The sequence below is a fragment of the Pseudomonas sp. B21-028 genome (genome assembly GCF_024749045.1).
In the GTDB taxonomy this organism is placed as follows: domain Bacteria; phylum Pseudomonadota; class Gammaproteobacteria; order Pseudomonadales; family Pseudomonadaceae; genus Aquipseudomonas.
This window is the reverse complement of the sequence record NZ_CP087184.1, coordinates 678928-700577: the sequence shown is the minus strand read 5'-3', so window position 1 is coordinate 700577 and position 21650 is coordinate 678928. Positions and strand designations below refer to the sequence as shown.

Genomic DNA, 21650 nt, shown 5'->3' with positions numbered 1-21650 from the left:
GTGCATCCAGGCACTTGGGCATTAAACTCTAAACACACATCGCTCTTGATCAGCGGAAATGAAAATAACCTGGTGCCCGCGCACAACTCAACCAATAAGCAAACCAATAAATTTCCAAATAAGAAACCAACTTCATGTTACAAGCGCAGTGCATCCGCAACTTGTTGTCCTGTACCAGGATATATACGTATAACAACTAACAGGTTCAGGAAACGACGGCGGCCCGAGCGGACCGCCGGGTGGTATCAGAGCGGTTTGCTGCCATACCAGCGCGGCGTGTACACCCACTGGCCACCGTCGGCGCGGGGAAACACGCAGGTGGTCGAAGACCCGACCAGGACCATGGTACGCATGTCGACCTGGTCCGGGGTCAACTGCCCCAGCGTCGTGACCCGCAGAGTCTGGCCCGGCCGGCCGATGTCACGCCCCAGGACCACGGGGGTCTGCGCGGTTCGATGCCGGGCGACGATCTCCAGCGCTCGCCCCAGTTGCCATGGGCGGGAACGAGAGATGGGGTTGTAGAACGCCAGCGCGAGATCCGCTTGTGCCGCAAGGTCCAGGCGTTTCTCGATGATCGACCAGGGCTTGAGGTTGTCCGACAGCGACAGCACGCAGAAGTCATGGCCCAGCGGCGCGCCGGCCTGGGCAGCGGTGGCCAGGGAAGCCGAGACGCCCGGCAGGATCTGCAGGTCTACAGCGTGCCAATCGGCATTCGTCGAATCATGCAGCGCTTCCAGCACCGCGGCGGCCATGGCGAACACCCCCGGATCGCCGGACGACACCACCACCACGGAGCGTCCCTGGGCCGCCAGTTCGAAGGCATGGCGGGCGCGTTGCAGCTCTTCGCGGTTGTCGGTGCAGTGCTGCACCTGATCGGGACGAAACGGCCCGGCCATGCGCACATAGGTTTCGTAGCCCAGCACATCGTTGGCGCGGTCGAGTTCGGCGCGCACCGCCGGCACCATCAACTCGGCCGCGCCCGGGCCCAGGCCGATCACCGCCAGGCGCCCGCGTGGGCGGCCGATGCGTTGCGGATCCAGGGGCTGTTCGGCCACCGCGATGGCCAGGCGGCCCATGACCCGAATCGAAGCCGGCTGGCCGAGGGCCTCGCTCAATCTGTGCGCGATGTCGCCGCTGGCGCAGGCAAAGCGTAGCGGCACGCCCAGGCTCGCAGTGGCTTCGTGCAAGTCTGGACGGGTCATGTCGCTGTCCGCCGCCAACACACACGCCAGTGATTGCACCGCAAGGCCGGCCTGCTCCAAGGCATCGTCAATGGCGGCCGCTACGTCCGTCGTCCCGGCGCTCAGCGCCACCACGACGTTGCGTGGATAGATACGCAATTCATCGACTGCGGGCACGCTGGCAGCACTGTCGATACGGATGGCCAGGCGCGCCTGTTGGTCCTGGGGCAAGTGCGCTTGATCCAGCCACGGCGCGGCCCCTTCGATGCGCACTGTCTCACCGGCCAGCAGATCGGAGACGAAGCGCTTGCCTTGCTCCAGATCGTCGAGACGGTAGCCGCTCGGTGGATTGAGCAGGCAAGTGCCGAAACGCAATTCGCCGCTGGTGGTGATCGCCGGGGCGACTTGCAGCGCAGTCGCGATTTCCCGGGCCATGACGTTGACTCCGCCCAGGCCACCGAGCAACGGCACCACGGCGCTGCCGTCCTCGGCCACCGCCAGCACGGCGGGCTCGACGCCTTTTTCCAGCAGCAGCGGCGCCAGGGTGCGGATGACGATGCCCGCCGCGCACAGGGCAATGATCGGTGTGTCCTGCTGATAGAGCTCGCGCAACGTCGCGCCGAATTCCAGGTAGTGACGGTCCGCGCCCTCGACCCGCCCGGCCAGGCCGTGGATCAAGGCGCCGGGATAGCACTGCTGGACCCGCCGGGCCGTTGCGAGGCTGCCAGGGCCGAGGATGACGATTGCCGGTGCCTTGAGCGTCATCCCTGCCACCGTTCGCCCGGCACGATGATCAACGAAAAATACGGCGAGGACATCGGCTCGACTTCATCCAGCGGCACGATTTTCTGATTGGCCATGGTCGCCCGTTCGACGTACAACGCCCGGCCATCCAGGCCCAGTTCCCCGAGCACCTGACGGACCTTGGGGAAGTTGCGCCCCAGTTTCATGATCACCGCCGCGTCGGCATCGGCCAACCGGCGCTTGAGCTCGTCATGGGGCAGCACGCCGGAGAGCACCGACAGGCTCTGGTTGCGATACACCAGCGGCGCGCCGAGCACCGAGGCACCGCCCAGCATCGAGCAGACGCCGGGAATGACTTCGGCGTCGTAGCGCTCGGCCAGACGATCGTGCAGGTACATGTACGAACCGTAGAAGAACGGATCGCCCTCGCAGATCACGGCCACGTCGCGACCGGCATCCAGATGCACCGCCACCTGTTCGGCGGCGGTGTCGTAGAAGTCGGCGATCACCTGCTCATAGGACAGCGGCGCCGGCAATACTTCGGTGGTGACCGGGTACACCAGCGGCATCAGCGTTTGCGTCTCTTGCAGGTGCATCTCGATGATCCCGAAGGCGTTGCCTTTCTTGCCCTTGGCGACGAAGTACCCCACCACAGGGGATTCGCGCAGCAGGCGCAGGGCCTTGAGGGTAATCAGTTCCGGGTCACCGGGGCCCACGCCGAGGCCGATCAGACGTCCACGCTGCTGCATTATTCAATCTCCGTAGCGAGGGCATTGACGGCAGCCGCGGCCATGGCGCTGCCGCCGAGTCGGCCTTGCATGATCACGAACGGCACACCACGGCTGTTGGCCGCCAGCATCGCCTTGGATTCAGCCGCGCCGACGAACCCCACCGGGAAGCCCAGGATCAACGCGGGTTTCGGTGCACCGGCGTCGAGCATTTCCAGCAGGTAGAACAGCGCGGTGGGTGCATTGCCGATCACCACGACACTGCCTTCCAGATGCGGACGCCACAGCTCCAGGGCCGCCGCTGAACGGGTGTTGCCCAATTCGCGGGCCAGCTGCGGCACGCTCTCGTCGCGCAAGGTGCAGATCACCGGGTTGTTGGCCGGCAGGCGAGCGCGGGTCACACCTTCGCTGACCATCCGCGCATCGCACAGGATCGGCGCACCGGCAGCCAGGGCCTGGCGCCCGGCCGTGCCCGCGCCTTCGGAAAACTGCAGCCCGTCGACCGCCTCAACCATGCCGCAGGCGTGGATCACCCGTACCGCGAGTTTTTCCAGATCGGCCGGAATGCGCGCCAGGTTGGCCTCGGCGCGAATGATCGCGAAGGAGTTGCGATAGATCTCCTGACCGTCGCGGATGTAATCAAGCATCAAAGGGGCTCCGGGGGCGAGCGTCGAGCCATTGGCCGACCGCTTCAATAGTCAGGTTGTGCGCCTGCAACGCGCCGAAACCCGGCTGCGTGGCATCGCGAAAATAGAGGTCGTAACGACCGGGAGCGACCGCCAGCAAGGTGGCGGGCGCGATATGGGCCGCCGCGCAGGAACGCGGGCAGCCGGACAAATGGACGTTCATCCCATGGCCCTGGCGTTGCAGTAAGTCGGCCAGTCGCCGGGCGTCGGCCTTGGTGTCGGCCAGGGCCTTGCCGCAGCCACTGGAACCGGTGCAGGCGATGAGGTGCGCCAACGGTTGCTCCGCCGAACACAGCAGGCCCAGCCCTTCGAATCGCGCCAGCACTTCGTCCGCATCCTCGCGGCGTACGTTGGGCAACAACAGGCTTTGCCATGGGGTGAAACGAAGGCTGCTGTCGCCCTTCTCCCGTGCCAGTTGCGCCAGGCCTCGCAGCATGACGGCGTCGAGTCGGCCAAGGGGCGCGGCGCCCCCCACGTAGACACGTTCGTCATGTTGGGGCTGGATGCCGAGGTGCAGTCCATCGATGGACCCATCGCGCTGCCAACCGGTACACGGTTTTAACGCGACCCGGCAGGCCAACTGCTGGATGAATTCCGTGTGGGGAAGTTCTGCCAGCAGGTGGCGCATGCGAGTCTGGTCCGGGCGGGCCAGGTCGAGGAACAGTTCCAGCACCGCCAGCACCAACCCATGTCCTTCGGCCAGGAGGACCGCGCCGGCCGGTTCATCCAGCGGCGACCCCGCCAACCCGAATGCCAGCCAGGGCTCACCGTGACGCATGAACGCCGACAACCACAGGTCATGGTGATGATCGAGCATCGCCAGCGCCTCGCCGCCGTCCAGTTGCACGGCGAACTTGGCCGACAGCTCATGGAACCGGTCGTGGGTTTGCAGGCTGAGCAGGATCTGCGCGGCCAGCGGACGGGTGTCCAGCAGCATCTGCCGGTCGATGCCGGCCATGGGGCTGAGCATCAGGTTGCGTACATCGTCGCCGGCCGGTGTGTGCGGGCCAAGTCCGGCGGCCAGCAATGACTCGATCAACGCGGCGTGCTCAGCGCCGATCCCGCGGATCTGCAAGTTGGCCCGGTTGGTCGCCTCGATCACGCCACCGGCGAACCGCTCGGCCGCCAATGCCACGGCTTCGGCCTGATCGGCCCGGATAGCGCCGCCATCGAGCTTGATCCGGCAGATGCCGCCGTCCAGCGCCTGGACGACACGCAGCAACCCCGGGCAACCCGAGGGGCGTATGGCGTTGGTGGATGGACGTTCGTTCAAGGGCAAACCGGTCAATGGGACACGCCGCATCGGGCGAAGGACCGCCATTATGCCTGCTTTGCCGGGGGGCATGAAAAGCTTGCCCGTCGGATTATGTGCAGTGCCGTCAGGAATGTGAGCTGGGCGCTTGCTGGCGATAGCGGCCTGGCTGGCAAGGTGGGGTTGAATGGACCGACGCCATCGCGGGCAAGCCTTGCTCCCACAGGGGATCTGCGGCAGACGCAAATTAAGTGGGCAACCCCATTCCAATGTGGGAGCGAGCCTGCTCGCGAAAGCGGTCTGTCTATGACGGTAATGTTGAATGGAGCACTGCCATCACAGGCAAGCCTTGCTCCCACAGGGGATCTGCGGCTGGCACGAAATAGAAGGACAACCCCAGTCCAATGTGGGAGCGAGCCTGCTCGCGATAGCGGTCTGTCTGTGACGATGATGTTGAATGGAGCACTGCCATCGCGGGCAAGCCTTGCTCCCACAGGGGATCTGCGGCGGGCACAAATTAAGTGGGCAACCCCATTCCAATGTGGGAGCGAGCCTGCTCGCGATAGCGGTCTGTCTGTGACGGTGATGTCGAATGAAGCACTGCCATCGCAGGCAAGCCTCGCTCCCACAGGGGATCTGCGGCTGGCACAGAATGTGTGAACAACCCCATTCAAATTGTGGGAGCGGGCTTGCTCGCGAAAGCGGTCTGTCTATGACGGTAATGTTGAATGGAGCACTGCCATCGCGGGCAAGCCTCGCTCCCACAGGGGATCTGCGGCTGGCACAGAATGTGTGAACAACCCCATTCAAATTGTGGGAGCGGGCTTGCTCGCGAAAGCGGTCTGTTTGTGACGGTAATGTTGAATGGAGCACTGCCATCGCGGGCAAGCCTTGCTCCCACCGGCGCGGTATGATGGCGGCCCGGTTCGCGGGACTGAAATGCCCGTCGAGCAAACCTACTCATTCGAGGAACAGAGATGACCCCCTGGTTGACCGTAGTGGGCATCGGCGAAGACGGCTTCAAGGGCCTGGGCCGAACGGCGCGCCATGCCCTGTTGCGGGCGACGCGCATTGTCGGCAGCGCTCGCCAGCTGGCGTTATTGCCGGTGTGCATTCGCGGCGAACGGGAGCTGTGGCCAAGCCCGTTTTCCCTGGAACCACTGCTGGCGCGACGGGACGAGCCGGTGTGCGTGCTGGCCAGCGGCGATCCGATGTTCTACGGCGTCGGCGCCAGCCTCGCCAAACACCTGCCAAGCGAGCAGATGCTGGTCATCCCGGCGCCATCGTCGTGTTCGCTGGCGGCGGCGCGCATGGGTTGGCCGCTGCAGGAGGTGGTCACTGTGTCGCTGGTGGCGCGCCCCCTGGCGGCGCTCAATGCCTATTTATCCACAGGCGTCAGGCTGCTGATGCTGAGCAATGACCGCCACACTCCAGCTGCGGTGGCGTCATTGCTGCGCGAGCGCGGGTTCGGCCCCAGCCCCATGACCGTGCTGGAACACCTGGGCGGCCCGGCAGAGCGGCGGATCGAAAGCTGCGCGGCACAGTGGTCCGAACCGGACATTACCGACCTGAACCTGATCGCCGTCGAGTGTCGGGCCGAACCCTCGGCGTTGCGCCTGTCGCGCCTGGCCGGCCTGCCGGACACCGCGTTCGAACATGACGGTCAATTGACCAAGCGCGACGTGCGCGCCATCACCCTGGCCCGCCTCGCCCCGATGCCCGGCGAATTGCTCTGGGACGTGGGCGCCGGCAGCGGCTCCATCGGCATCGAATGGATGCGCACGCACCCAGCCTGCCGGGCCCTGGCCATCGAGGCCGACGAAGGCCGCCAAGGCTTGATCGAACGTAACCGCGACATCCTCGGCGTGCCCGGCCTGCAACTGATTCGCGGGCGAGCGCCCCAGGCCCTTGAGGGACTGGAGCCACCGGACGCCGTATTCATTGGCGGCGGCGTCACCCGTGAAGGCGTGCTGGAAACCTGCTGGGCCCAACTCAAGCCCGGTGGCCGGCTGGTCGCCAATGCCGTGACCCTGCAAAGCGAGATGACGCTCATGAACTGGCGCGAGCTCCATGGCGGCGAACTGACCCGCATCCACATCGCCCAAGCCCAACCATTGGGTGAGTTCGACACCTGGCGCCAGGCGTTGCCGATTACCCTGCTGGACCTGGTAAAGCCCCTCGATGCGTGACGAAACCGCCGAACAACCCGCGCCCCTGCGCAGCGGCCTCACCACCGGCAGCTGCGCCACGGCCACCAGCCTGGCGGCGGCGCGCCTGTTGCTGCAAGGCCATTGCGCCGATGCCGTGGAGATCGTTTTGCCCAAGGGCAAACAGGTGCAGATGCGCCTGGAGTTCTGCCGGTTGAGCGGCCAGGGCGCCGAGGCCGGGACAATCAAGGACGCCGGCGACGACCCCGACGTGACCCACGGTGCGCTGTTGTTTTCCCAGGTGCGGCTGACCGCCGAACCGGGGGTGCGTTTCGTTGCCGGGCGCGGCGTCGGCACGGTGACGCGACCGGGCCTGGTGCTGGCGGTCGGCGAACCGGCGATCAACCCGGTGCCGCGCAAGATGATCGGTGATCACCTGGACCGGCTGGCCGAAGAAACCGGTTATACCGGCGGTTTCGAAGTCACGGTCAACGTCGAGGGCGGTGAAGCCCTGGCGTTGAAAACCATGAACCCGCGCCTGGGCATCCTCGGCGGCCTGTCGATCCTCGGCACCAGCGGCATTGTCCGGCCCTTCTCCTGCGCGGCCTACATTGCCTCGATCCATCAGGGCATCGACGTGGCGAAAACCAACGGCTACCTGCACATCGCGGCCTGCACCGGCAACGCCAGCGAAGACACCATGCGCCGGGTCTACAACCTGCCGGAAATCGCCTTGATCGAAATGGGCGACTTCGTCGGGGCCGTGCTCAAGCACGTGCGCAAGGTCCCGGTGGACAAGCTCAGCCTCTGCGGCGGCTTTGGCAAAATCAGCAAACTCGCCGCCGGTCACATGGACCTGCACAGCCGTCATTCGAGCATCGACCTGCCACAGCTGGCCGACTGGGCCGCCGCAATCGGCGCCGACGAGGCTTTGCAGCAAGGCATCCGCGGCGCCAACACCAGCCAACAGGCCTTGGCGATGGCCAGTACCGCGGGCATCGCCCTCGGCGACGCGGTGTGCGGGCACGCCCTGGCCTTCGCCCGCAGCATCGTGCCGCCCCAGGTTCAAGTCGAAGTGTTCGCCATCGACCGCCAGGGCGGAATCGTCGGCCACGCCGGAGCCTTTACATGAAACGTATCCTGCTGCTGGGCGGCGTCACCGAAGCCTTGGCCATCGCTCGCACCCTCGGCCCCCAACACATCTACAGCCTGGCGGGCGTGGGCCGTGTCCCCATCGACCTGACCTGCCAGGTGCGCGTCGGCGGCTACGGCGGTGCTGAGGGCCTGGCGCAGTTCATCCGCGACCAGGGCATCAGCCTGCTGTTGGACGCCACCCACCCCTACGCCGCCCGGATCAGCCACAACGCCGCCCACGCAGCCCGCGCCTGTGGCATCCCCTGCTGGGCCCTGCGCCGCCCGGCCTGGCAGCCCCGCCAGGGCGATGACTGGCGCGAAGTGGCCGACTGGGCCGAACTGATCCAGGCCCTGAAACCCTTCCATCGCCCCCTCTTCACCCTCGGCCGCGAACCGCTGCAACATCTGCATGAAATTCCCCCGGAGCAATTCTGGACCCTGCGCGCCCTGGACGTTTACCCCGGTAACGAACGCTGCGAAGTCATCGGCGCCCGCGGACCGTTCCATATCGACGGCGAACGGGCGCTGTTCGAGCGGCGGCAGATCGATGTGCTGGTCAGCAAGAACAGTGGCAGCACTGCAACCGAGCCGAAGCTGGAAGCGGCGCGGGAGCGTGGGGTGCCGGTGCTGGTGTTGAGGCGGCCGGTGTTGGCGGGGGTGGATCGGGAATTCTGGACGCTGGATGAGATGTTGTCGGCGCTGTCGATGTAACTCTGCCGACCTTCACGATCCGGCCGCACTGAGACTACGAACCCAGACTACATCGCCTTGCGCCGCTGCCTACAACTGCGCCAGAATCCGCCGGCTTGTGGACCTGGGAGCGCATCGGTAGCTTGGACTCCGTCACTGCCCCTCAGTGATCGGGTTTAGTCGCCCGTGGCTTTCAGCTGGTTCATAAGCTCCGTCCAGTCAGGTATTCAACCTGCACTTGATGGTGGTTGTGCGCAGGGCGCCCTCGGGCGCGCCGGTAATGCTGAACTCCCCGGTCGACTAACCTGCGTACAGCCGCCTCCCTTCGTTTAGTCGCGAAGCCGTTGCGGCTCCATACAAGGAGTTTTCAGCAATGTTTAAGATCACACCCAATCCCCCAGACACCGACGACACTGAATCTGGCGGTAACAGCATCAACTCAAAAAAACTCGATGATGCGGCCACCCGCGCCTTGGACTACTACCTCAAACCGCCCGCTGAAGAAAAGTCCGACACCCTCCATAGCATCTTTCTCATCGCCCCCGACATCGATGCCGAATGTCTGCTCGCCAACCTCAGCGAAACACTCGCCTCGGCCAACGCTATGGTCAGTGACCTTGCCTTCGATCTGGACGGTTCGCGACGACACATTACACTGGGAGTTCAGCAAATGATCGAGCTGGGCCAGTTGTTGGCAAATCGAGCATTGGATGAGGTTGACCCAAGGTAAGCAACAGGTTCTTGGCTTGATCACTATAAGGGTCGAACCCAATATCTGTGGCGAGGCGGGTTTAGCGAAACGTCACACCGCTGCGCTTTGTGGGAGCAAGGCTTGCCCGCGATGAAGCCGACGCGGTTTATCTTGGAACCGAGTCGCGCTCATCGCGGGCAAGCCTTGCTCCCACAGTGTCTACTCAGCCCAACGGGGAATAAATCTTCTCGCCACAGATACTCACCAGCTATTGGAGTCTTTGAAGGTAATCCTATGGTCCTCACACGAAATTACAAACACACGATTGTCGAACGCGCCAGGCGTGACCCTGAGTTTGCTCAGCTCCTGTTGGAGGAGGCGCCCTCAATGACCGGAACATTCACACGCTTCGATGCTGCTATTTATCTCAAAACGCCTGAGGAAATGACCGCGTATCTGGATGGCTGTTTCGACGAGGACGATGGTGACGGCGTACTGGTACGAGCGGCTCTCGACGATATCGCTCGAGCAAAAGACATGACGCCGATTGCCCTCGATGCGGATGGTGACCAATCGAACGTCGACTGATATCTCGCCACAACAGCGCTCACTTGGCGATCAATTGCTACTGTTAACACGAGCCCTGCGACCCTACACCGCACATGGCTTTTTTACTTCCAGCCTGCGATCAGGCTAAATACCGCCACCTGATCGCCCAACCGAGCGGATTCGCCCATGTCCCGACAACGGCTTGCATTTGCCTGGATCGCCTGCTTCGCAGTGCTGTTCAACATGCTCGCCATGCCGCTTTCCGGCAGCGGGGCGGTGCAGGAGAATGCGCCGGCCGAGCAGTTGTTGTGGGGCAGTTTCTGTTCCTCCAGTGGCACCAAGCTGGTGGCGATTTCCCTGGGCAAGCTCGAACAGGGCACGCCCCGCAACGACGACCATTCGACCATGCAGCATTGCTGGTGCTGCGCAGGCTCGGCGTCGTTGGTGGCGCTCACTGGACAGGCTCCGCGGCTGTACCTGGCCCCACAGCCTGCCCACCGCGGCCTTGTCCACTCAACATTCGACAGCCCCACGCCACGCCAGCAATGGCCGAGTCTCAACCCCCGCGCCTCGCCTCTGGTCTGATTCCCACCGCATAAAAACAATTGCGCCCTGAATCGTTCCGGAGAATCACCCATGTTGAACAGACTCATCCTGCTGGCTGCCCTGCTGCTTCCCGTCGGCTTTGCCCATGCTCATCAGTACAAGGTCGGCGACCTCGAGATCGCCCATCCCTGGTCCCAGGAGCTGCCGCCCAACGCGCCGACCGTGGCCGCGTACTTCGTGATCCACAACGCCGGGGCAACAGCGGACAAACTGCTCAGCGTCGACACGCCGATTGCTGGCAAGGCCGAGCTCCACGAGCACGTGAAGCAGGACGACCTGATGAAGATGCAGCCCGTGCCCACGGTTGCGATTGCCCCCGGTGCCACCGTCACTTTCGCCCCCATGGCTTACCACGTCATGCTGCTGGACCTGAAAGACCGCAGCCTGCTGAGTGACGGCAAACGCTTTGCCATGACCCTGCATTTCGAGAAAGCCGGGGATGTCACGGTCGACGTTGCGGTGCAGAAAAAAGCCCCCGACGGCACCATGACCGAAGGCCACATGCACTGATAGCGGCCCATGGGTCTTCCCCGCGCCAGGCCTGACATGCCCCGCCGCCAGCCGATGAGCCTGGCACGCGGCAGCTGGATCAGCCTGTTCGCCATGCTGATGATCTTTATCGGTCCACTGGTTTCCCAGTCGATGCCGATGGATCAACGCATGTCTTCGTCCATGACGATGAGCATGGATATGGACATGTCCGCAGGCGCTCACGCCGGACATGACGCACCGGCAGCCGAACACGGCACGCCCCGGAACGAGCATCACGCGCTGTGGGAGAAATGCGGCTATTGCAGCCTGCTGTTCAATTGCCCGGCCTTGCCGGGAGCGCAGTCTCTCGCCGTTTTCGACACCCCAGCGGCCAACACCTACACCAGCCCTTCCCCACGCCTAGGTCATGCCCGGCCGTCATTCTTCCCGGGTGCCCGCACCCGTGCCCCGCCCCTCGACGCGTAGACCCGACACTTACCCACCCGGTCGTACAAGACAGCCCCAGGCTGCCCGACCGTGTCGTTTACGTCTGCTCGATGGAGTCAGCATGTCCAGTTTTTACCGTGACATGAGGCAAAACAATCGAGCGCACAAAACCTGCGGGGAGCAAGCCTGCTCGCTCCCCGCAGGGATTTGACCGTACAAACACATTTGCCAAGCGGAGCGCTTTTCGATGAGCCAACCGAAACCGAATTTCTACAACCTGGCCTGGCGCTGGCATTTCTATGCCGGGCTGTTCGTCGCGCCGTTCATGGTGATGCTGGCACTGACCGGCATCATCTACCTGTTCAAACCTCAACTCGATCCACTGATGTACGGCAGCCTGCTGAACGTACCGGCCGGTCATCACACGATGGCCGCGGACGACCTGCTTCAGAAGGTTCGCCAGGCCTACCCCGCAGCCCAGGTCAAACAGTACCTGCCACCGGCCGACGCCGAACGCAGTGCGCAGTTCGTGGTGATCGACAAGGGCCGGGAGCTGAACGTTTTCATCGATCCGTACCACGGCGACGTCCTCGGCGAACAGGATGCCAAGAACAACCTGCAAGCCATGGCCAGGGCTATCCACGGCGAGCTGCTGATCGGCACCGTCGGTGACCGACTGGTGGAGATGGCCGCCGGCTGGGGCGTGGTGCTGGTGGTGTCGGGGTTGTACCTGTGGTGGCCTCGCGGGCAATCCTCGGCCGGGGTCCTGTGGCCACGCTGGAGTGCTCGCGGTCGGCTGTTCTGGCGCGACCTGCATGGGGTCGTCGGCTTCTGGGGCGCGGCGTTGCTGCTGGTGATGCTGCTCAGCGGCATGACCTGGACCGGCTTCTGGGGCAAACAGTACGCCGACCTCTGGAATCGCTTCCCGGCCGCGATGTGGAACGACGTGCCCAAGTCCGACGTCGACGCTGGCAGCCTCAACAACGCTCACCGCCAGACCGTGCCCTGGGCCATGGAAAATACGCCGATGCCGATGTCCGGCGATCATGCCGAACACATGGCCCACGGTGGCATGCACGAGGGCCCCGCCGCGCCGACCATCCGCCTGCAAGCGGTGCAGGACATCGCCACCGCTCACAAGGTCACGCCTGGCTACAGCATCACCCTGCCAACCACGGCCACGGGGGTGTTCACCATTGCCGTGTTCGCCGACGACCCGCGCAATGACGCCACCCTCCACGTGGACCAGTACACCGGCAAGGTCTTGGCCGATGTGCGCTGGGCCGATTACAGCGTCGTCGCCCGCGCCACCGAAACCGGCGTCATGTTGCACGAAGGCAAAATGTTCGGCCCGGCGAACCAGATCGTCGTGTTGCTGATCTGCCTGATGATCCTGCTCAGCGCCGTGAGCGGCGTGGTGATCTGGTGGAAGCGCCGGCCACAGGGCAAGCTCGGCGTACCGCCCATGCGTCATGACCTGCCGACGTGGAAGACCGGGGTGTTCATCATGCTGACCCTGGCGGTGGTGTTTCCGTTGGTGGGGGCATCCCTGGTGGTGATCTGGATGATCGACCGCCTGTTGATTTCGCGCAGGGCCCAGGGCATTCGCGGTGATGCAATCTCTTGAGGGACGGTCAAGGCCGGAACAGGTCGCCACAGGACTCCGGCTGGAGGACGCCATTGCAGACGTGGAGTTCTTCCACGTCGACAACCTTGATGTCTTCGATCTCGTTGGGCGTGCCTCCGCCGTAGTCATTCCTGCACGTCACAGTGATCCGGCACCGCCCGTTGCCCTGCGGCTCGATCATCGGGCGAGGCGGGCGTCCGGCGTCCATCGCACTCACCGTGGCCTTGCAACTGAAGCTGATCGGGTTATTCCTCCATGCCTGCTCACAGGGAGTCTCGGAGGCTACGACCAAGCGAATGGCGATACACCCGAAGACCAGTGCGCCAATAAAAGTCACAAGCCTGGTCGTGGTCATGGAGTGTCTTCCCTTTTTGGGGAATAAGCAGGCTAACCCGCCTCGATCCTTGGGGCTACTGTCAGGTCTGACAGGTCCGTGTCGGCTTGCCAGGGGAGAGACTGGACACACCGGCCTGAGGGAGCTTCATCTTCATGCTGAAGACAGCGCGTTAACGGAAGGCGGCGCGAAACCTCTACAATCGCGCCCGCTGCCGAACTGGACACAATCCGCGAATGTGGGAGCGAGCCTGCTCGCGACAGCGCTGGGTCAGCCAGAGAAGAGTCGACTGATCCAGCGCTATCGCGAGCAGGCTCGCTCCCACAGGATTGGGTCGTAACCCGATCATTTGAGTACACGCATGACCTCGCTGACCCTTTCCCACCTCGCCTGGACACCCCTGGGCCATGGTCACTGCCATCACCAGTTCCAACTGCGTGACGCCACGTTGCAGGTGGCGGCCGGGGAGTTTGTCGGGTTGATCGGGCCCAACGGCAGTGGCAAGACTAGCCTGTTGCGTTGCGCCTACCGGTTCAGCCCGCCGGAGAGCGGCGAGGTGAAACTCGATCACCACAACGTCTGGCGTCAGTCGTCACGCTGGTGCGCGCAACGTATCGCTGTGGTGTTGCAGGAATTTCCCGACGCCTTTGGCCTCACGGTCGAGGAAGTGGTCGCCATGGGTCGCACGCCGCACAAGGGTCTGTTCGACGGCGACAGCCACGAGGACCGGCGCCTGGTGATCCAGGCCCTGGAAGCGGTAGGGCTGCAAGGCTTCGGCGAACATGCCTTCGCCACCCTCTCCGGCGGTGAAAAGCAGCGGGTGATCCTGGCCCGTGCCCTGGCCCAGCAACCGCAACTGCTGATCCTCGACGAACCGACCAATCACCTCGACCCGCGCTATCAACTCGAACTGCTGCAACTGATCAAACGCCTTGGGATCGGCACCCTCGCCAGCATCCACGACCTGAACCTGGCCGCCGCCTTCTGCGACCGGCTCTACGTCATCGAACACGGCCGCATCGTCGCCAGCGGGACTCCCAAGGATGTGCTGACCGCCGCGCTGCTGCATGACGTCTTCGGCGTCGAAGCCCTGGTGGATGAACACCCTCTCGCCGGCTACCCACGAATCACCTGGATAACCCAACCATGACCCTGCGTTCCCTGCTGCTCCTGCCGCTGCTGCTGTGCAGCGCCCAAGCCCTGGCCGAAGCCACCCGCTATCCGTTGACCATCCAGAGCTGCAACCGTCAGGTGACGTTCAACGAAGCCCCGCGGCATGCCGTCAGCCACGACATCAACATGACCCAGATGATGCTCGCCCTCGGACTCAAATCGCGCATGGTCGGCTACAGCGGCATCAGCGGCTGGAAATCGGTGACGCCCGAGATGGCGAAGATCCTCGACGGCCTGCCGGAACTGGCGGCCAAATATCCCTCGGTGGAAACCCTGCTCAACGCCAACGTGGATTTCTTCTTCGCCGGTTGGGACTACGGCATGCGGGTGGGCGGCGACTTGACGCCGCAGACCCTGCAACCGCTGGGCATCAACGTGTACGAATTGACCGAGTCCTGCGCGTTCGTGATGAAACGTTCGGCGGCTTCGCTGGAAGATACCTACAACGACCTGCGCAATCTTGGAAAGATTTTCGACGTCCAGGACCGCGCCGATGCGCTGATCGCCACGATGCAGGCCCAGGTGGCCGACATCCGCAAACACCTGCCGTCCGACCGGCCCCGGGTATTCCTCTACGACAGCGGTGAAGACCGGGCCATGACCTCCGGCCGGCTGGGCATGCCCCAGGCCCTGATCGACGCGGCGGGCGGGCGCAATATCCTCGATGCCCTGGAAACCAGCTGGACCCGGGTGAACTGGGAAAACGTGGTCGAGCACAACCCCGAGGTCATCGTGATCGTCGATTACGGCGAAGTCAGCGCCGAGCAGAAACAGCAATTCCTGCTGGAGCACCCGGCCTTGCAATCGGTGGATGCGATCAAGCACCGGCGCTTCATCGTGATTCCCTACGTCCAGGCCACGCCAGGCATCGATAACGTGGTGGCGGTACAAACCCTGGCGAAGGGTTTCCACGACCGATGAACCCTCGTCGCTATGCCGGACTGTTGACCTTCCTCGGCGCGCTGATGCTGGTGTCGTGCGTGGTGTCCCTGGGCTTCGGGCCGGCGCGGGTGCCGGTGGCCGTGGTCTGGGACATCCTGCTGAACAAGGCCTTCGGCATGGGGGAGGTCTATTGGACAGCCGGCCAGGAACACATCGTCTGGCTGATCCGCGTGCCACGCCTGTTGCTCGGCGCGCTGGTGGGCGCGGGGCTGGCATTGATCGGCGCGGTGCTGCAAGCGGTGACCCGCAACCCGCTGGCCGACCCGCACCTGCTCGGCGTCACCTCCGGCGCGACCCTCGGGGCAGTCATCGTGGTGCTGCATGTCGGGGAAATCATCGGCCTGCTGACCCTGCCCCTCGCCGCGTTCATCGGCGCGTTGTTGAGCATGCTGTTGGTGCTGGCGATTGCCAGCCGCCAGGGCCGCCTGGAAAGCGATCGCTTGTTGCTGTGCGGCGTGGCGGTGTCATTCGTGATGATGGCGGCGGCCAACCTGCTGCTGTTCCTGGGTGACCATCGCGCCAGCTCCGCGGTGATGTTCTGGATGCTCGGCGGCCTGGGCCTGGCGCGCTGGGAACTGCTTGCGGTGCCCGCCGCCAGTGTCCTGCTGGGGCTGCTCCTGCTGCTGGGCATGGCTCGGCCGTTGAACGCCCTGATGGCGGGCGAACAGACCGCCGTGACCCTGGGCCTGAACGCGGCGAAGGTGCGGTTGTGGATCTTCCTGATCGCGTCGCTGATGACCGGCGTACTGGTGTCCATCAGCGGCTCGATCGGTTTTGTCGGGCTGATGGTGCCGCACATCGCCCGGCGCCTGGTGGGCGCCGAGCATCGTCGCTTGCTGCCCGCCTGCGTACTGCTGGGCAGCCTGTTCCTGGTGTGGGTGGACGTGGCCGCGCGGACCCTGATCGCACCGGAGGACCTGCCAATTGGCGTGGCGACGGCGGCCATTGGCGGGCTGTTTTTCATCGGACTGATGCGGCGGCGCTGAGCAAATTCATCCGCCACCCCGCACTCTGTGGCGAGGGGATTTATCCCCGTTGGGCTGCGAAGCAGCCCCCGAGAGCAGGGAATGCTATTCACCAGGCAGACCGCGCCCATCAGTACTGGGGCCGCTGCGCAGCCCAGCGGGGATAAATCCCCTCGCCACAGGTATTTCCTTTCCTCCAATACCGGTGTATTCGCACGCACCGATGTGGCGCATCCGATCGCACCAGCGCACAGGCGGCGGTCCCTCGTGGTGCGTCACCCTGCTCTCCTCACCACACCATCCCCATATTTACCGGCCTTTTCCCGACCGGGCACACCCCTTGCAGAAGCCCTCTCCAGCGTCTGCATCTGCCCTCGAAAAAAACACCCATTCACGGAGATCGCACAATGAAACGTCGTAGTTTGATCAAGGCCTTTACCCTCTCGGCCAGCATTGCCGCGATGGGCATGACCTGGACTGCCCAGGCCGCCGAGACCATCAAGGTCGGCATCCTGCATTCCCTGTCCGGGACCATGGCGATCTCCGAGACGTCGCTCAAGGACATGGCGCTGATGACCATCGACGAAATCAATGCCAAGGGCGGTGTGAACGGCAAGCAGCTCGAAGCGGTGGTCGTGGACCCGGCCTCGAACTGGCCACTGTTTGCGGAAAAAGGCCGGCAGTTGCTGACCCAGGACAAGGTCGCCGTGGTGTTCGGCTGCTGGACGTCGGTGTCGCGTAAATCGGTGCTGCCGGTATTCGAAGAACTCAATGGCCTGCTGTTCTATCCGGTGCAATACGAAGGCGAAGAGATGTCGCCAAACGTGTTCTACACCGGCGCGGCGCCGAACCAGCAGGCTATTCCGGCGGTGGAATACCTGATGAGCGAAGAAGGCGGCAGCGCCAAGCGCTATTTCCTGCTGGGCACCGACTACGTCTACCCGCGCACCACCAATAAGATCCTGCGGGCGTTCCTGCATTCCAAGGGTGTGGCGGACAAGGACATCGAAGAGGTCTATACCCCGTTCGGCCACAGCGACTACCAGACCATCGTGGCGAGCATCAAGAAGTTCTCGGCCGGCGGCAAGACCGCGGTCATCTCCACGGTCAACGGCGACTCCAACGTGCCGTTCTACAAGGAACTGGCCAACCAGGGCCTGAAAGCCACCGACGTACCGGTGGTGGCGTTCTCGGTAGGCGAAGAAGAATTGCGCGGCATCGACACCAAACCGCTGGTGGGCAACCTCGCGGCCTGGAACTACTTCGAATCCGTGGATAATCCGGCGAACAAAAAATTCGTCGATGCCTGGAAAGCCTACGCCAAGGCCAAGAACCTGCCGGGCGCCGACAAGGCCGTGACCAACGACCCGATGGAAGCCACCTACGTCGGTATCCACATGTGGGCCCAGGCGGCGGAAAAGGCCAAGTCCACCGACGTCGACAAGGTCCGCGAAGCCCTCGCCGGCCAGACCTTTGCCGCGCCGTCGGGCTACACCCTGACCATGGACAAGACCAACCACCACCTGCACAAGCCGGTGATGATCGGCGAGATCCAGGCCGACGGTCAGTTCAACGTAGTCTGGCAAACCGAGGGGCCGGTCCGCGCCCAGCCATGGAGCCCGTTCATCGTCGGCAACGACAAGAAGCCCGACTATGCGGTGAAGGGAAACTGAGCCCATGGGTGTCGGCTCCGGATCCCGGGACCGACACACAACTCCCTGTGGGAGCGGGCTTGCTCGCGAATGCGGTAGATCATCCAGAGCAAGTGTGACTGACCCACCGCATTCGCGAGCAAGCCCGCTCCCACAAAAGCAAGACCGCGCAAGGCCGAGCATATGCCCACTGCCCTTTACCGTCTGATTCTAGCCCTGGCGTTATTACTGCCACTGGCCACCCACGCGGGCGACGCCGAAGACTTCGTCGCCGCTAACCCAACCCTGCAGGCCAAACTGCTGGAAACCTGGGCGGCGCAGCCCGAGCCCGGGCGCGTCGAATTGCTCAACGCCTTGCAGCAAGGCCAGTTGACCGTCGACGGCCAGCCCAAGACCCTGCGCCTGAACAATCGCTTGCGCGGGCTGATAGAAACCGCCCTCGCCAGCCATCAACTGCTTGCCAGCGATCCCGGCATACGCCTGGGCGCAGCGCAGCAGTTGCAGAAAAGCGCGCGTCCGGCGCAACTGGCTTTTCTCGACCGGCAACTGGCTGGCGAGCAAGACGAAGATGTCCACGCCGCCCTGAGCCTGGCCCTGGCAAACCTGCAATTGGTGGATGCCAACCCGGCCGTGCGCCTGGCGGCCATCCGCTTGCTGGGGGAAACCGGCGACCCGCTGGCTCGCACCCGTCTCGAAGGCGTGCTCGAACCTGGCGCCGAAACCGATACCGGGGTACGCACCGCCGCCGAAACCAGTCTCGCCCAGGTCAAGCGCAAACTGCTGGTGGGCGAGTTGCTGGGCCAGGCGTTCAGCGGTATGTCCCTGGGCTCGATCCTGTTGCTCGCGGCCCTCGGCCTGGCCATCACCTTCGGGCTGCTGGGGGTGATCAACATGGCCCACGGCGAGATGCTGATGCTCGGCGCCTATTCCACCTACGTCGTGCAGATGCTGTTCCAGCGCTTCGCTCCGAGCGCCATCGAGTTCTACCCGCTGATCGCCCTGCCGGTGGCATTCTTCATCACCGCCGCCATCGGCATGGCCCTGGAACGCACGGTGATCCGCCATCTCTACGGACGGCCGCTGGAAACCCTGCTCGCCACCTGGGGCATCAGCTTGATGCTGATCCAACTGGTGCGCCTGGTGTTCGGCGCGCAGAACGTCGAAGTGGCCAACCCGACCTGGCTGTCGGGCGGGATCCAGGTGTTGCCGAACCTGGTGCTGCCGTACAACCGCATCGTCATCATTGCCTTCGCACTGTTCGTGGTGCTGCTGACCTGGTTGTTGCTGAACAAGACCCGCCTGGGCCTGAACGTGCGGGCCGTCACCCAGAACCGCAACATGGCGGCCTGCTGCGGCGTGCCCACCGGGCGCGTGGACATGCTCGCCTTCGGCCTCGGCTCGGGCATCGCCGGGCTGGGCGGCGTGGCCCTGAGCCAGATCGGCAACGTCGGCCCGGACCTGGGCCAGAGCTACATCATCGACTCGTTCCTGGTGGTGGTGCTCGGCGGCGTCGGCCAGTTGGCCGGTAGCGTATCCGCCGCGTTCGGCCTGGGCATCGCCAACAAGATTCTCGAACCGCAGATCGGCGCCGTGCTCGGCAAGATCCTCATCCTCGCGCTGATCATTCTGTTCATCCAGAAGCGTCCGCAAGGCCTCTTCGCGCTCAAAGGACGGGTAATCGACTGATGAACCAGCCCCTGATGCTCACGGCTACGCAAAAGGCCGGGCCTAAAGTTACCCTCGTCGTCGGTGTACTGATCCTGGCCGTACTGCTGAGCCTGCCACTGCTGTCGTTGTTGGCGGCAGACCATCCGCTGCACGTTTCGGCCTATACCCTGACGCTGGTGGGCAAGATTCTCTGCTACGCAATCGTTGCCCTGGCGCTGGACCTGGTCTGGGGTTACGCCGGGATGCTGTCCCTGGGCCACGGCCTGTTCTTCGCCCTGGGCGGCTACGCCATGGGCATGTACCTGATGCGCCAGACGGCCGGTGATGGCTTGCCGGCGTTCATGACATTTCTGTCGTGGACCGAATTGCCCTGGTACTGGGCCGGCACCGACAGCTTCCTCTGGGCCTTGTGCCTGGTGGTCCTGGCGCCGGGGCTGCTGGCGTTGATGTTCGGTTTCTTCGCTTTTCGCTCGCGGATCAAGGGTGTGTACTTCTCGATCATGACCCAGGCCCTGACCTTCGCCGGCATGCTGCTGTTCTTTCGCAACGAAACCGGCTTCGGCGGCAACAACGGCTTCACCAATTTCCGCTCGATCCTGGGTTTCGGCATCACCGAACCCGGCACCCGAGCCGTGCTGTTTTTGCTCACTGTGCTGTTGCTGATGGCGAGCCTGTTCATCGGCTGGCGGCTGGCGCGCAGCAAGTTCGGCCGGGTGCTGACCGCCTTGCGGGACGCGGAGAACCGGCTGATGTTCTGCGGCTACGATCCCCGGGGCTTCAAGTTGTTCGTCTGGGTCTTGAGCGCGGTCCTGTGCGGCCTGGCTGGGGCGTTGTATGTGCCGCAGGTGGGCATCATCAACCCCAGCGAAATGTCGCCGACCAATTCCATCGAGGCCGCCGTGTGGGTGGCGCTCGGCGGCCGCGGCACGCTGATCGGACCGCTGTTGGGCGCCGGCGTGGTCAACGGCATGAAGAGCTGGTTCACCGTGGCCTTCCCGGAGTACTGGCTGTTTTTCCTGGGTGCGCTGTTCATCGTGGTGACCTTGTACCTGCCCAAGGGCGTGGTGGGTCTGCTGAAGAAAGGAGGCGAACAATGAGAATCACAGCGAGTGCCGAATTCATGCTCGAGCCGGCTTTTTTTCCAACCGAACCCAACAAGGACGCCGGCAGCAGCCGTGACGCCATCGGCCTCGGCCGGGCAGCCGGCGTTGGCCTGAATACCCGTCACGGGACGATTCTGACCCTGGAAGACATCAGCGTCAGCTTCGACGGCTTCAAGGCCCTGAACGATCTGAATCTGTACATCGGCGTCGGCGAGCTGCGGTGCATCATCGGCCCCAATGGCGCGGGCAAGACCACGCTGATGGACGTGATCACCGGCAAGACCCGCCCCAGCCACGGCAGGGCCTGGTTCGGCGAGACCCTCGACCTGACCGGCATGAGCGAAGTGCAGATCGCCCAGGCCGGTATCGGCCGCAAGTTCCAGAAGCCCACCGTGTTCGAAGCCCTGAGCGTGTTCGAGAACCTGGAACTGGCGCTGAAAACCGACAAGTCGGTATGGGCCAGCCTGCGGGCGAAACTGACTGGCGAGCAGCACGACCGCATCAGTGAAGTGCTGGAGACCATCCGCCTCGCGCCATCGGTCAATCGCCCGGCCGGGCTGCTGTCCCATGGGCAAAAGCAGTTCCTGGAGATCGGCATGCTGCTGGTCCAGGACCCGCAATTGCTGCTGCTCGACGAACCGGTGGCGGGCATGACCGACGCCGAAACCGACTTCACCGCCGAGCTGTTCAAATCCCTGGCGGGCAAGCATTCGCTGATGGTGGTGGAACATGACATGGGCTTCGTCGGCACCATCGCCGACCACGTCACCGTCCTGCATCAGGGCAGCGTGCTGGCTGAAGGGTCGTTGGAACAGGTGCAGGACAATGAGCGGGTGATCGAGGTGTACCTCGGTCGGTAG

The 21650-nt window shown here is 63.9% G+C and carries 21 protein-coding genes; 16 read left to right on the top strand and 5 right to left on the bottom strand.

Translation table 11 applies throughout. From position 1 onward, the window contains the following. Positions 1-245: 245 nt before the first annotated feature. Genes cobJ through cobG form a run of 4 tightly spaced genes read right to left on the bottom strand, consistent with a single transcriptional unit; the run spans position 246 to position 4642 of the window. On the bottom strand, positions 246-1946 hold the full coding sequence (cobJ, locus tag LOY35_RS03105; RefSeq protein ID WP_258630569.1) for a precorrin-3B C(17)-methyltransferase: 1701 nt from the start codon (positions 1944-1946) through the stop codon (positions 246-248). Continuing rightward, positions 1943-2674 carry a precorrin-2 C(20)-methyltransferase gene (locus LOY35_RS03100; protein WP_047700229.1) on the bottom strand — a complete coding sequence of 244 codons (732 nt, stop codon included), beginning with the start codon at positions 2672-2674 and terminating at the stop codon, positions 1943-1945. Before LOY35_RS03100 ends, cobJ begins: the two co-directional genes overlap by 4 nt. Then, on the bottom strand, positions 2674-3300 hold the full coding sequence (locus tag LOY35_RS03095; RefSeq protein WP_024781417.1) for a precorrin-8X methylmutase: 627 nt from the start codon (positions 3298-3300) through the stop codon (positions 2674-2676). Before LOY35_RS03095 ends, LOY35_RS03100 begins: the two co-directional genes overlap by 1 nt. Next, positions 3293-4642: a precorrin-3B synthase gene (gene cobG, locus LOY35_RS03090; RefSeq protein WP_258633466.1), complete on the bottom strand. Its 1350-nt coding sequence runs from the start codon at positions 4640-4642 to the stop codon at positions 3293-3295. Before cobG ends, LOY35_RS03095 begins: the two co-directional genes overlap by 8 nt. A 926-nt stretch (positions 4643-5568) precedes the next feature. Between cobG and cbiE the strand changes: the two genes are divergently transcribed. The 9 genes from cbiE to LOY35_RS03045 all read left to right on the top strand — a co-directional run bounded on the left by cbiE (position 5569) and on the right by LOY35_RS03045 (position 12953). Further along, the gene (cbiE, locus tag LOY35_RS03085; protein ID WP_258630564.1) at positions 5569-6780 is read left to right on the top strand and encodes a precorrin-6y C5,15-methyltransferase (decarboxylating) subunit CbiE; all 1212 of its coding nucleotides are present in this window, start codon (positions 5569-5571) and stop codon (positions 6778-6780) included. Continuing rightward, entirely contained in the window at positions 6773-7870 is a 1098-nt protein-coding gene (locus tag LOY35_RS03080; protein ID WP_258630561.1) for a cobalt-precorrin-5B (C(1))-methyltransferase, read from the top strand. The genes cbiE and LOY35_RS03080 overlap by 8 nt, the downstream gene beginning before the upstream one ends. Then, positions 7867-8583, top strand: coding sequence for a cobalt-precorrin-6A reductase (locus LOY35_RS03075; RefSeq protein ID WP_258630559.1), 717 nt, complete (start codon positions 7867-7869; stop codon positions 8581-8583). Before LOY35_RS03080 ends, LOY35_RS03075 begins: the two co-directional genes overlap by 4 nt. Positions 8584-8935: 352 nt before the next feature. Further along, the gene (locus LOY35_RS03070) at positions 8936-9292 is read left to right on the top strand and encodes a DUF6124 family protein (RefSeq protein WP_258630557.1); all 357 of its coding nucleotides are present in this window, start codon (positions 8936-8938) and stop codon (positions 9290-9292) included. A gap of 348 nt (positions 9293-9640) precedes the next feature. After that, positions 9641-9841 (top strand): DNA-binding protein, encoded by a 201-nt coding sequence (locus tag LOY35_RS03065; protein ID WP_408981180.1) that lies wholly within the window; start codon positions 9641-9643, stop codon positions 9839-9841. Positions 9842-9988: 147 nt separating this feature from the next. Further along, complete coding sequence (locus LOY35_RS03060) at positions 9989-10387, top strand: DUF2946 domain-containing protein (RefSeq protein WP_258630553.1); 399 nt, start codon at positions 9989-9991, stop codon at positions 10385-10387. Between the two features lie 51 nt (positions 10388-10438). After that, positions 10439-10918 carry a copper chaperone PCu(A)C gene (locus LOY35_RS03055; protein ID WP_258630552.1) on the top strand — a complete coding sequence of 160 codons (480 nt, stop codon included), beginning with the start codon at positions 10439-10441 and terminating at the stop codon, positions 10916-10918. A gap of 54 nt (positions 10919-10972) precedes the next feature. Continuing rightward, on the top strand, positions 10973-11365 hold the full coding sequence (locus LOY35_RS03050) for a DUF2946 domain-containing protein (protein ID WP_258633464.1): 393 nt from the start codon (positions 10973-10975) through the stop codon (positions 11363-11365). 208 nt (positions 11366-11573) lie between these two features. Next, positions 11574-12953: a PepSY domain-containing protein gene (locus LOY35_RS03045; RefSeq protein ID WP_258630548.1), complete on the top strand. Its 1380-nt coding sequence runs from the start codon at positions 11574-11576 to the stop codon at positions 12951-12953. A gap of 7 nt (positions 12954-12960) precedes the next feature. Here LOY35_RS03045 and LOY35_RS03040 read toward each other — a convergent pair whose 3' ends face one another. After that, positions 12961-13308, bottom strand: coding sequence for a hypothetical protein (locus tag LOY35_RS03040; RefSeq protein ID WP_258630547.1), 348 nt, complete (start codon positions 13306-13308; stop codon positions 12961-12963). A 340-nt stretch (positions 13309-13648) separates the two neighbouring features. On the opposite strand from LOY35_RS03040, the gene LOY35_RS03035 reads away from it, so the two are divergent. The 7 genes from LOY35_RS03035 to urtD all read left to right on the top strand — a co-directional run bounded on the left by LOY35_RS03035 (position 13649) and on the right by urtD (position 21650). Then, complete coding sequence (locus LOY35_RS03035; protein WP_258630545.1) at positions 13649-14437, top strand: ABC transporter ATP-binding protein; 789 nt, start codon at positions 13649-13651, stop codon at positions 14435-14437. Further along, positions 14434-15381, top strand: a complete 948-nt coding sequence (locus LOY35_RS03030; RefSeq protein ID WP_258630544.1) for an ABC transporter substrate-binding protein — start codon at positions 14434-14436, stop codon at positions 15379-15381. Before LOY35_RS03035 ends, LOY35_RS03030 begins: the two co-directional genes overlap by 4 nt. Beyond that, positions 15378-16388, top strand: coding sequence for an iron ABC transporter permease (locus tag LOY35_RS03025; protein ID WP_258630542.1), 1011 nt, complete (start codon positions 15378-15380; stop codon positions 16386-16388). The genes LOY35_RS03030 and LOY35_RS03025 overlap by 4 nt, the downstream gene beginning before the upstream one ends. A gap of 386 nt (positions 16389-16774) precedes the next feature. Further along, entirely contained in the window at positions 16775-18040 is a 1266-nt protein-coding gene (urtA, locus tag LOY35_RS03020; RefSeq protein WP_258630539.1) for an urea ABC transporter substrate-binding protein, read from the top strand. A 162-nt stretch (positions 18041-18202) separates the two neighbouring features. Next, entirely contained in the window at positions 18203-19705 is a 1503-nt protein-coding gene (gene urtB / locus LOY35_RS03015; RefSeq protein ID WP_258630536.1) for an urea ABC transporter permease subunit UrtB, read from the top strand. After that, complete coding sequence (gene urtC, locus LOY35_RS03010; RefSeq protein ID WP_258630534.1) at positions 19705-20784, top strand: urea ABC transporter permease subunit UrtC; 1080 nt, start codon at positions 19705-19707, stop codon at positions 20782-20784. Before urtB ends, urtC begins: the two co-directional genes overlap by 1 nt. Further along, positions 20781-21650: an urea ABC transporter ATP-binding protein UrtD gene (urtD, locus tag LOY35_RS03005; RefSeq protein WP_258630533.1), complete on the top strand. Its 870-nt coding sequence runs from the start codon at positions 20781-20783 to the stop codon at positions 21648-21650. The genes urtC and urtD overlap by 4 nt, the downstream gene beginning before the upstream one ends.

Excerpts from the sequence above, each read along its gene's own strand:
- LOY35_RS03035 (WP_258630545.1), top strand. The coding sequence starts at position 13,649 with ATGACCTCGCTGACCCTTTCCCACCTCGCCTGGACACCCCTGGGCCAT.
- LOY35_RS03060 (WP_258630553.1), top strand. The coding sequence starts at position 9,989 with ATGTCCCGACAACGGCTTGCATTTGCCTGGATCGCCTGCTTCGCAGTG.
- urtB (WP_258630536.1), top strand. The coding sequence starts at position 18,203 with ATGCCCACTGCCCTTTACCGTCTGATTCTAGCCCTGGCGTTATTACTG.
- cobJ (WP_258630569.1), bottom strand. The coding sequence starts at position 1,946 with ATGACGCTCAAGGCACCGGCAATCGTCATCCTCGGCCCTGGCAGCCTC.
- urtA (WP_258630539.1), top strand. The coding sequence starts at position 16,775 with ATGAAACGTCGTAGTTTGATCAAGGCCTTTACCCTCTCGGCCAGCATT.
- LOY35_RS03100 (WP_047700229.1), bottom strand. The coding sequence starts at position 2,674 with ATGCAGCAGCGTGGACGTCTGATCGGCCTCGGCGTGGGCCCCGGTGAC.
- LOY35_RS03025 (WP_258630542.1), top strand. The coding sequence starts at position 15,378 with ATGAACCCTCGTCGCTATGCCGGACTGTTGACCTTCCTCGGCGCGCTG.
- LOY35_RS03045 (WP_258630548.1), top strand. The coding sequence starts at position 11,574 with ATGAGCCAACCGAAACCGAATTTCTACAACCTGGCCTGGCGCTGGCAT.
- LOY35_RS03055 (WP_258630552.1), top strand. The coding sequence starts at position 10,439 with ATGTTGAACAGACTCATCCTGCTGGCTGCCCTGCTGCTTCCCGTCGGC.
- LOY35_RS03095 (WP_024781417.1), bottom strand. The coding sequence starts at position 3,300 with ATGCTTGATTACATCCGCGACGGTCAGGAGATCTATCGCAACTCCTTC.
- cobG (WP_258633466.1), bottom strand. The coding sequence starts at position 4,642 with ATGCGGCGTGTCCCATTGACCGGTTTGCCCTTGAACGAACGTCCATCC.
- urtD (WP_258630533.1), top strand. The coding sequence starts at position 20,781 with ATGAGAATCACAGCGAGTGCCGAATTCATGCTCGAGCCGGCTTTTTTT.
- LOY35_RS03070 (WP_258630557.1), top strand. The coding sequence starts at position 8,936 with ATGTTTAAGATCACACCCAATCCCCCAGACACCGACGACACTGAATCT.
- LOY35_RS03050 (WP_258633464.1), top strand. The coding sequence starts at position 10,973 with ATGAGCCTGGCACGCGGCAGCTGGATCAGCCTGTTCGCCATGCTGATG.
- LOY35_RS03040 (WP_258630547.1), bottom strand. The coding sequence starts at position 13,308 with ATGACCACGACCAGGCTTGTGACTTTTATTGGCGCACTGGTCTTCGGG.
- LOY35_RS03075 (WP_258630559.1), top strand. The coding sequence starts at position 7,867 with ATGAAACGTATCCTGCTGCTGGGCGGCGTCACCGAAGCCTTGGCCATC.
- LOY35_RS03030 (WP_258630544.1), top strand. The coding sequence starts at position 14,434 with ATGACCCTGCGTTCCCTGCTGCTCCTGCCGCTGCTGCTGTGCAGCGCC.
- LOY35_RS03080 (WP_258630561.1), top strand. The coding sequence starts at position 6,773 with ATGCGTGACGAAACCGCCGAACAACCCGCGCCCCTGCGCAGCGGCCTC.
- LOY35_RS03065 (WP_408981180.1), top strand. The coding sequence starts at position 9,641 with ATGACCGGAACATTCACACGCTTCGATGCTGCTATTTATCTCAAAACG.
- urtC (WP_258630534.1), top strand. The coding sequence starts at position 19,705 with ATGAACCAGCCCCTGATGCTCACGGCTACGCAAAAGGCCGGGCCTAAA.
- cbiE (WP_258630564.1), top strand. The coding sequence starts at position 5,569 with ATGACCCCCTGGTTGACCGTAGTGGGCATCGGCGAAGACGGCTTCAAG.